This is a genomic window from Aliivibrio sp. S3MY1 (assembly GCF_028765575.1).
In the GTDB taxonomy this organism is placed as follows: domain Bacteria; phylum Pseudomonadota; class Gammaproteobacteria; order Enterobacterales; family Vibrionaceae; genus Aliivibrio.
On the sequence record NZ_JARACO010000042.1, the window covers coordinates 1 to 9,135 of the forward strand.

General features: G+C 39.4%; 12 protein-coding genes. 5 read left to right on the plus strand and 7 right to left on the minus strand.

The window, feature by feature from the left end:
• Positions 1-206: 206 nt before the first annotated feature.
• Positions 207-752 (plus strand): gamma carbonic anhydrase family protein, encoded by a 546-nt coding sequence (locus PVK62_RS16540; protein ID WP_274445128.1) that lies wholly within the window; start codon positions 207-209, stop codon positions 750-752.
• Here the strand turns inward: PVK62_RS16540 and PVK62_RS16545 are convergent.
• From PVK62_RS16545 to PVK62_RS16555, 3 genes are all read right to left on the minus strand, one after another.
• Positions 745-1,008: a DUF1488 domain-containing protein gene (locus PVK62_RS16545; RefSeq protein ID WP_274445127.1), complete on the minus strand. Its 264-nt coding sequence runs from the start codon at positions 1,006-1,008 to the stop codon at positions 745-747. The two genes, PVK62_RS16540 and PVK62_RS16545, sit on opposite strands and share 8 nt — an antisense overlap.
• Entirely contained in the window at positions 1,008-1,829 is an 822-nt protein-coding gene (aroE, locus tag PVK62_RS16550; RefSeq protein ID WP_274445126.1) for a shikimate dehydrogenase, read from the minus strand. The genes PVK62_RS16545 and aroE overlap by 1 nt, the downstream gene beginning before the upstream one ends.
• Positions 1,830-1,902: 73 nt before the next feature.
• Positions 1,903-2,460: a Sua5/YciO/YrdC/YwlC family protein gene (locus PVK62_RS16555; protein WP_274445125.1), complete on the minus strand. Its 558-nt coding sequence runs from the start codon at positions 2,458-2,460 to the stop codon at positions 1,903-1,905.
• 200 nt (positions 2,461-2,660) lie between these two features.
• Between PVK62_RS16555 and purE the strand changes: the two genes are divergently transcribed.
• Together purE and PVK62_RS16565 are read left to right on the plus strand one after the other, a co-directional pair.
• The gene (gene purE, locus PVK62_RS16560) at positions 2,661-3,146 is read left to right on the plus strand and encodes a 5-(carboxyamino)imidazole ribonucleotide mutase (RefSeq protein WP_274445124.1); all 486 of its coding nucleotides are present in this window, start codon (positions 2,661-2,663) and stop codon (positions 3,144-3,146) included.
• A gap of 2 nt (positions 3,147-3,148) precedes the next feature.
• Entirely contained in the window at positions 3,149-4,261 is a 1,113-nt protein-coding gene (locus tag PVK62_RS16565) for a 5-(carboxyamino)imidazole ribonucleotide synthase (protein ID WP_274445123.1), read from the plus strand.
• Between the two features lie 51 nt (positions 4,262-4,312).
• Here PVK62_RS16565 and PVK62_RS16570 read toward each other — a convergent pair whose 3' ends face one another.
• Genes PVK62_RS16570 through PVK62_RS16585 form a run of 4 tightly spaced genes read right to left on the minus strand, consistent with a single transcriptional unit; the run spans position 4,313 to position 7,389 of the window.
• Positions 4,313-4,885, minus strand: coding sequence for a DNA topoisomerase family protein (locus tag PVK62_RS16570; protein WP_274445122.1), 573 nt, complete (start codon positions 4,883-4,885; stop codon positions 4,313-4,315).
• Between the two features lie 11 nt (positions 4,886-4,896).
• Positions 4,897-5,370: a DUF494 family protein gene (locus PVK62_RS16575; protein ID WP_274445121.1), complete on the minus strand. Its 474-nt coding sequence runs from the start codon at positions 5,368-5,370 to the stop codon at positions 4,897-4,899.
• Positions 5,371-5,372: 2 nt separating this feature from the next.
• The gene (dprA, locus tag PVK62_RS16580; protein WP_274445120.1) at positions 5,373-6,482 is read right to left on the minus strand and encodes a DNA-processing protein DprA; all 1,110 of its coding nucleotides are present in this window, start codon (positions 6,480-6,482) and stop codon (positions 5,373-5,375) included.
• Positions 6,475-7,389 carry a peptidoglycan-binding protein gene (locus PVK62_RS16585; protein WP_274445119.1) on the minus strand — a complete coding sequence of 305 codons (915 nt, stop codon included), beginning with the start codon at positions 7,387-7,389 and terminating at the stop codon, positions 6,475-6,477. Before PVK62_RS16585 ends, dprA begins: the two co-directional genes overlap by 8 nt.
• A 117-nt stretch (positions 7,390-7,506) precedes the next feature.
• On the opposite strand from PVK62_RS16585, the gene def reads away from it, so the two are divergent.
• Both def and fmt read left to right on the plus strand, forming a co-directional pair.
• Entirely contained in the window at positions 7,507-8,016 is a 510-nt protein-coding gene (def, locus tag PVK62_RS16590; RefSeq protein WP_274445118.1) for a peptide deformylase, read from the plus strand.
• A gap of 66 nt (positions 8,017-8,082) precedes the next feature.
• Positions 8,083-9,030: a methionyl-tRNA formyltransferase gene (fmt, locus tag PVK62_RS16595; protein WP_274445117.1), complete on the plus strand. Its 948-nt coding sequence runs from the start codon at positions 8,083-8,085 to the stop codon at positions 9,028-9,030.
• Positions 9,031-9,135: the final 105 nt, after the last annotated feature.

A 9,135-nucleotide genomic window follows, 5' to 3' on the forward strand; every position in this document is an offset into this window, starting at 1 on the left:
ACTAACTCTGATTGCTAACCCCTTATGGGATGGGCTCTCCGTGTCAGTGAGTTCGCATTATAGAGAGTTCGATCACATTGGCAAGCTCTTTTTTAAGATTATTTGATATTTATGTTTTTATGGTTAAAGTACGTACAAATCGATGCTAAATTAGCTTTTTAGGCTCATTCTATTAACAGTAACTTATCATTTTTAAGTGAGATCATATGAAATCGTCATTACGTCGCTATAAATCGACCTTTCCTGCTATTAGTTCTAATGTTTATATAGATTCATCGAGTGTTTTAATTGGTGACATTACCATTGGTGAGGATTCAAGTGTTTGGCCGTTAGTTGTCGCTAGGGGAGATGTTAATCATATTTCAATTGGTAACAGAACAAATATTCAAGATGGCTCTATTCTTCATGTTACTCACAAAAATACAGACAATCCAAAGGGTGCGCCTTTAATCATTGGCAATGATGTCACTATCGGTCACAAGGTTATGCTTCATGGCTGCATCATTGGAGATCGCGTATTAGTCGGAATGGGAAGTATCATTTTAGACAACGTACGAATTGAAGAGGATGTCATGATTGGGGCCGGTAGCTTAGTTCCACCAAATAAAACATTAAAAAAGGGCTACCTTTATATAGGCAGCCCAGTAAAACAGGTTCGCCCTCTATCTATAGAAGAAATAGCATCACTTAAAAAATCAGCAATGAATTATGTCTCATTTAAGAATGACTATATAGAAGAAGAAACTATCTGATATCTATACCACCAGAAGCATTGAACTCTTCATCTTCTATTAATGCTTCTGCTTTATCTTCTATATCAAAACGCAATTGAAGAAATGCCTCTTCTGCTTGCTGGCTTGTACTTACTGTCTCTCCCCTTTCTTCTGCTAGCCACAGGAAAGATACCGAGCACTTAATTAGACTTCCCATTTGCTGAGCAGAAAAAACAACTTGCTGCTTTTCTTGCTCTACCAATAAGTCATCAGAGAAAATAATAGATTGATTCATTACATACCTTCTAAGTTCTTTCTTAATTCTCGTAAGATTTGCTTACTTCCAGGGCGCAATCCTCTCCAAACAGCAAAGCTCTCTGCAGCTTGACCAACTAACATACCTAAACCGTCATAAGCCTGGTATGCATTATTATCCAATGCCCACTGACTAAAGACCGTTTTTCCTGAACCATACATCATGTCATAGCTAATCGTATTATTAGAAAAGATACTTGGGCTGATTAAAGGAAGCTGACCAGCAAGACTCGCTGATGTGGAATTAATAACAATATCAAATGAGCAATTAACCTCACTCATCATCATCGCTTCTATCTCACCATAAGGAGAGAATAACTCAGCAAGCTCTTGAGCTTTTTCATAAGTACGGTTAACGACAATAATAGATGCAGGATTTTGCTTTAATAAAGGAAGAATGACGCCTCGAGCAGCCCCACCAGCACCTAAAAGTAAAATTCGCTTATCTTTAAGTAATACTTGGTATTGCAGTAAGTCTTGAACTAACCCTTCGCCATCGGTGTTATCGCCTAGGATAATTCCATCATCCAGTTTTTTTAGTGTATTAACAGCGCCTGCCAATTTAGCTCTTTCTGTAAGCTGATCGGCAAAACGAAATGCCTCTTCTTTAAAAGGCACAGTAACATTGCATCCTTTTCCTTGGTGGGAGAAAAAGGCAATAACAGTCTCAACAAAATCATCAACTGGTGCTTCAATGGCTTCATACTCTAAGTTTTGCATTGTTTGACGAGCAAATAAGGTATGAATAAATGGAGATTTACTGTGCTTTATCGGGTTACCAAAAACCGCATACTTATCCATGTCGCAATTCCCTATTAAATAATGACGAAAGTAAAAATTAATTTCACCTTACCTTAAAGAAAGAGTTGATGCATTAGCCTTGACGCAAGGTATTACCTGTTTTTGCATCTCGAATTTCTGTTGGTTGAGTTCTATTACCAACCTCACCTTGAAAAATAACAACTCCGCTATCACCTAATTGATATTCCACTTCATCAACACTACGGCAAGGTTCAAGTCCGGATAAATTTGCACTGGTTGAGGTGATTGGCTTTCCAAAAGCAGAACAAATCGCCTTTACTTGCGGATGATTTGTTACTCGCACAGCAATGCTATTAAATTGTCCCGTCACTAAAGGTAAAGTTTTAGAGCTAACAGGGACAATCCAAGTAACCGGCCCCGGCCATGATTCTTTAATTGCATTCACTTGCTCTAAACTAAGATCACCTAGCTCTATATATGGCTCAAGTTGATCCATAGATCCTGCAATTAAAATCAACCCTTTTTCTTGTGGCCTCTTTTTTACCTCTAATAACTTTAAAAGAGCTTGCTCATTATCTGGATCACAACCGACCCCAAAAACGCCTTCAGTAGGATAAGCAATCACATCACCACGTTTTAGAGCTTCTACGACTTGATTTAGATTCTTCACATTTACACCACCCTTCTATCTATATAGCTTCTATTCTATTGATCTACTCAAATCAAACAACTGCTTTCCTTTTTTGAATTGTCAACAATCATGAATAACTTGTATATTAACCGACGCAAACGTTTTCCTTAACAAAAAATAACCGTATAATGCCTACAACTTTTTCTATATTGCCAATATCTTTATCCAAGGAGTTCACAATGAAAGTCGGTATTATCATGGGTTCAAAATCAGACTGGCCTACAATGAAACTAGCCGCAGAGATGCTTGATCGCTTTAATGTTCCTTATGAAACAAAAGTGGTTTCGGCTCACAGAACTCCACAGCTGCTTGCTGACTATGCTACACAAGCAAAAGATCGTGGTATTAAAGTAATTATTGCAGGCGCTGGCGGGGCGGCTCATCTTCCTGGAATGGCGGCAGCATTTACCAGTATTCCTGTTCTTGGTGTTCCAGTGCAATCTCGCGCTTTAAAAGGTATGGATTCACTGCTTTCAATTGTACAAATGCCAAAAGGTATTGCTGTTGGTACACTTGCTATCGGAGAAGCGGGCGCTGCAAATGCAGGTATTCTTGCTGCTCAAATTCTTGGTACATACAATGCCGATGTCATGACAGCAGTAGAAGCGTTCCGTAAAGAACAGACTGAAATGGTATTAGAAAATCCAGATCCATCAGAGGATTAATCATGAAAGTTCTTGTTTTAGGCTCAGGACAATTAGCTCGAATGATGTCACTGGCTAGCGCACCATTAAATATTGATATTATTGCTTATGATGTGAATAACAAACAAATTGTTCACCCTCTAACTCAGCAGGTCATTGATTTATCATTAGAACAAGCGATTAACGACGTTGATGTCATTACTGCTGAGTTCGAACACATCCCATATGATATTTTAAATACATGCAGTCAAAGTGGTAAGTTCCAACCAAACCCTAATGCAATTAAAGCAGGGGGAGATCGCCGATTAGAGAAGTCTCTGTTAGATAATGCAGAAGTAAGCAATGCGAAATACCACATCATAAATTCAAAACAAGATTTCCTAGATGCAATAGATACTGTTGGGATCCCAATGGTATTAAAAAGTGCACTCGGTGGTTACGATGGCAAAGGGCAATGGCGCTTAAAAGATCAATCTCAAATAGAACAAATTTGGGAAGAAATGAATGAATTAATCCAAAGCACGCCAAATCAAGCTATGGTGGCTGAACAATTTATTCCTTTTAATCGTGAAGTGTCTCTCATTGGCGCACGCAATGAAAATGGGGAACTTGTAACTTATCCTCTAACTGAAAACGTTCATGTTGATGGCGTACTTGCACTCTCTACTGCATTGGAAGGCACCAGTGAGTTACAAGAACAAGCTGATCGCATGTTTTCAGCAATTGCTGATGAGTTAGATTATATCGGTGTGTTGGCTATTGAGTTTTTCGACGTCGAAGGTAAGTTGCTGGTTAATGAAATTGCTCCGCGCGTTCATAATTCAGGCCACTGGACACAACAAGGTACAGATGTATGTCAATTCGAAATGCATATTCGTGCAGTTTGTAATCTTCCCTTGATAGGATCGACATTATTGCGCTCTACGGCAATGATTAATATCTTAGGTGAGGACACTTTGCCTTCTGAACTATTAACCATGCCTAACTGCCATATTCATTGGTACGGAAAAGAAAAAAGAGCAGGCAGAAAAATGGGCCACATTAATGTGTGTGCCTCATCTCCTGAGGAGTTACAAAAAGAACTAATCAAACTATCTAACCTATTAGATAGTGAGGTTTTTCGAGCTCTTTCATAAGAGTGTAAATTTAAAGAGTAACTCTCTCTATTTTAATGAATCGAGTTCGAGTTACTCTTTAGTATCTTGTGTTGCACCACACTTTTTATCCGCACAAACAATCTTGGTGCCTAAAGCCATTTCTTTTTTTAGTAATAAAGAAAAATCACATTTCTGACAGTTCCCTTTTATTGGTTCTTGATTAACAGCAAACCGGCAAATAGGGTAGCCATCACACGCATAAAAAACCTTCCCAAAACGTGATTTTTTCTCATGCAATAAGCCTTTTTTACAGCTAGGGCACTCAATTAATTCTTTCGATGCGTCTTCTTTTTTTTGCTCTAAAGATTCAATATGTGAACATTCAGGGTAAGAGGAACAACCAATAAACATTCCATAACGGCCTTGTCTTAGTACTAATTCATTTTCACACTCAGGACAAGGGACCCCTAATTCTTTGACAATGTGCCCGTCATTACTTTTTAATGGTCGAATATAGTCGCATGTTGGATAATTTTGACAGCCTAAAAACGGACCTCTTTTGCCATAGCGAATCGTTAATTCACCACTGCATTGAGGACAGTTTTCATGTTCTAAAGCATGTTCATGAGCTTTAAATAATTGTTTATCAATTTTCCCAGACATTCAATGAGACCTTAATGCGTTATACCAGCATCTGTAGTATAAAGTAATTCTTCCATCTGTGTATAAGCACTCTCTTGACCAGGAACGTTAAATAACACCATCAGCACAACCCATTTCAGGTCATCTAATGATAATTCTTCCGTTTCTAAGGCCATCACTTGCTCGATAACCATTTCTCGAGTTTCACTCGTCAATACTTTAATTTGCTCTAAGAAAAGTAAAAAACCACGGCAATCAGTATCGATCCCATTAATTTCTTGTTGCGTATATATACGCATTGACGTTGATGTACTTTGCTCTACGTGCGTATAAGAATCATCTTCTTGTAAGCGTGCTAAATCTTCCAGCCAATCTAATGCTTTATATACCGCATCTTGATGAAAGCCAGCTTTAAGTAATTCGTCTTCTAATTTCTCTTGGTCTACACTCAGTTCAACATCACTATGGATATATGTTTCAAATAAATACATAAGAACATCCATCATGGCTAGCCCCTCCGCTTTTTAATGTAACCCCCTGGGACTGCAGCGATGAAACCTTGCAACTCTAATTCAAGCAATTGCATCATGATTTCATGTACAGGCGTCTGACATCGCTCTGCGATTATATCAACAGGCGTCGCCTCACTGCCTACGGTAGCGAACACTTCGGGAAATGGCAATTGTTCTGTGATAACTTCTTGCTCAAATAACGATGGTTGATGAGATATTGCACACTCCGTTAGGGCTCCTATTTCATCAAAAATATCATCAGGTGAAGAGACTAACTTTGCTCCCGCCTTTATTAACCCATTTGTTCCTTTCGCCGTCGGATTTTGTATCGAGCCAGGAAGCGCAAAAACTTCTCTCCCTTGTTCATTTGCATATCTTGCTGTAATCAAAGACCCTGATCGCTCCGCCGCTTCAACAACAAGAACCCCAGTCGATAACCCACTAATAATACGATTTCGTCTTGGAAAGTTATCCGCTCTTGGCGGGGCATTTGGTCGAAACTCAGAAACTAAAGCACCGTTATCTATCACTCGATGAGCAAGAGAGCGATGTTTAGCAGGATAGAGCTTCTCCAATCCGGAACCCAGCACTGCAATTGTCTTTCCTTTCGCTTCAATGGCTCCATGGTGCGCATACCCATCAACACCTAATGCCAAACCACTCGTCACCACATAATTATGCTGAACAATCGCGCCAGCAAACTGCTTAGCACAATCAAGCGCCTCCAAACTGGCATTGCGACTACCAACAATAGCAACTTGAGGCTCTGATAACGTAAGCGGATCTCCTTTCACAAATAGTACCGGCGGTGGGGCGCTTATTTCTGAAAGTAGCTTGGGATACAAAGAACTAGTTAGTGGCAAGATGATATTAATATCACTTTCATTTTGCCACGCTAAACACTTTTCAACCTCTGCATTCATTGGCTGTTGTAGATAAGTCACTTGTGCTAAAGATAAACCAAGAGAGCGAAGTTTATCAGTGCTGTATAGCAGTATATTTTCAGGAGAATCAACAGCGAGTAGGCGGGTCATAATTTTCCCTCCGACTCGAGGACAAAAACAGAGCGTTAACCAAGCAGACAAATGCGCTTCAGAGTTATTCATAATCGATTCCTTTTCTTGGTGAGATCACCAACGTATTTTTATTTATTGGCCTTTCACCTCGAGTAATCAATGCCAAGCTAAATTGCTTATAAGGTCTAATAACTATCAGTTCCCCGATCTCTATTTTTGGTAATTGAAATCCTTCTTTTTCAATATTATTAGAATCATAGTAATACTCCCCCCGATGACCATTAACCTCGCGTCCTTCTTCTTTTAAAAGATACCGACTTCCTTGCTGTAAGCCATCATCACTTCCTCTATCAATAATCGTCACTTGATTCACTGCGAGATAATCTCCACCATCAATCGAGCCCAGTATTGATATATTCATGTCTACTGGCCCAGGCTGCGGATAAAATGTAGTTTTAAGCTTGTCATTAAGATCATCGTTAGAGATAGGAAGAACAACGTCATTCATTACTATTTCTTGTTGCTGTTTAATCACTCTTAAACCACTTATTTTGTCATTATTTTCAGCAAGTTCAGCAACGGCGATCAATCGAAGTGCGTGAGCCTTTTTTTTATGGCCATGTCTAGAAAATACCTTCACGGCCCGATAAATACCCCATTCTTTATCTATTAATTTAGCATCCACATAGACTCGTTCATTACGACTCAAAAACTGCCTTCCATCACTTGTACCAAGCACTCGATATGCATGAAAATAATCCTCTTCGTCAATTAATCTATCTGATTGCAAATAATGAGCGACCAAACTAGCGGTGACTGCTGGGGTAGGTTCTTTAACGATAATATGGATTTTAGGCGACAGTTTTTTTAATGGTTTGAGATCATTATTGGTTAGGGAATCCTTTTTTAACATCAACTTATCGTCAGATGAAAGAGACGTTGACGGATAGGTAATAAAACTCAATAACGAGCTAAATAAGAGTAATTTTTTAAACACGGTCCGCTTTCCTTGTCAGACATTTAAACCGATGCTGTCATTTGCCTAATAAAATGTCTAGAATTGGAACTATTAGGTTCATGCCGTTTTCGGCGCAGTTCAACATTTAGAGTAATTATGGCTTTATTAGAAGTATTAACGTTTCCGGACGATCGTCTACGTACCGTAGCAAAACCGGTAGAAGCAGTAACACCTGAAATCCAAAAATTCATCGCTGACATGATTGAAACCATGTACGACGAAGAAGGCATTGGCCTTGCTGCTACGCAAGTAGATTTTCATCAACGTATTGTTGTGATCGATGTGTCTGACACTCGTGACGAACCAATGGTATTAATCAACCCTGTTATCACACAAAAAAGTGGCGATGATGGTATTGAAGAAGGTTGTTTATCTGTTCCTGGCGCAAAAGGGATGGTTCCTCGCTCTGCTGAAGTATCAGTAACGGCTCTTGATCGCGATGGTAAAGAATTTAGCTTTGATGCTGATGACTTATTAGCTATCTGCGTTCAGCACGAATTAGATCACCTTAATGGTAAACTTTTTGTTGATTACTTATCGCCATTAAAGCGTAAGCGCATCAAAGAAAAGCTAGAGAAGATCAAAAAATTCAACGCTAAAAACTAGCCATAACAATCCAAATAATTACTTACGTTACTTATTTGGATTGATATTAGAGATACCGAGGTCAACTTGAATAAACCATTACGCATTATTTTTGCGGGCACGCCCGATTTTGCCGCTCGCCATTTATCAGCACTTATCGACTCTCACCATGAAGTGATAGGCGTATATACTCAACCAGATCGCCCTGCGGGCCGTGGTAAAAAGCTGACGGCGAGCCCAGTAAAAGAGCTGGCTCTTGAACACAATATTCCCGTGTTCCAACCAGAAAACTTTAAAACTGACGAAGCAAAGCAAGAACTTGCCGATCAAAATGCAGATTTAATGGTTGTGGTTGCTTATGGGCTGCTATTACCACAAGCGGTTCTTGATACCCCTAAATTAGGTTGTATTAACGTTCATGGTTCAATTTTACCTCGCTGGCGTGGTGCTGCTCCAATTCAACGCTCAATTTGGGCTGGCGATGCCGAAACTGGCGTAACCATTATGCAAATGGATATCGGTTTAGATACTGGTGACATGCTAAGTATTGCGACGCTGCCAATTGAAGCTACAGATACCAGCGCATCAATGTACAACAAGCTAGCTGAACTTGGTCCAGTTGCTTTAGTTGATTGTTTATCTACGATTGCGAATGGCACAGCGGTTGCACAAAAGCAAAACGATGAACTGGCTAATTACGCGAAGAAACTGAGCAAAGAAGAAGCTAAGATTGATTGGACTATGGATGCAGACACCATTGAACGTTGTGTTCGTGCTTTTAATCCTTGGCCAATGAGCCATTTCTCTGTTGAAGATAAAGCGATTAAAGTATGGCAATCTCGTGTAGAAACCTACACAGGAAACGCAACGCCAGGCTCTATTATTCAAGCAGATAAAACAGGGATCTATGTGGCAACGGGTTCAAACGCGATTGTATTTGAACAACTGCAAGTTCCTGGAAAAAAAGCGATGGGGGTTCAAGATATTTTGAATTCTCGTAAAGAATGGTTCGAAGTGGGTAATACACTTAACTAATTCTTCAAAACATAAAAAGGTGGCATAATTGCTACCGTTATTTTTTAAATGGCAAATATCATATTTGCCATTTTATTTTTGCCAATCATATTTTAGGTGATGACA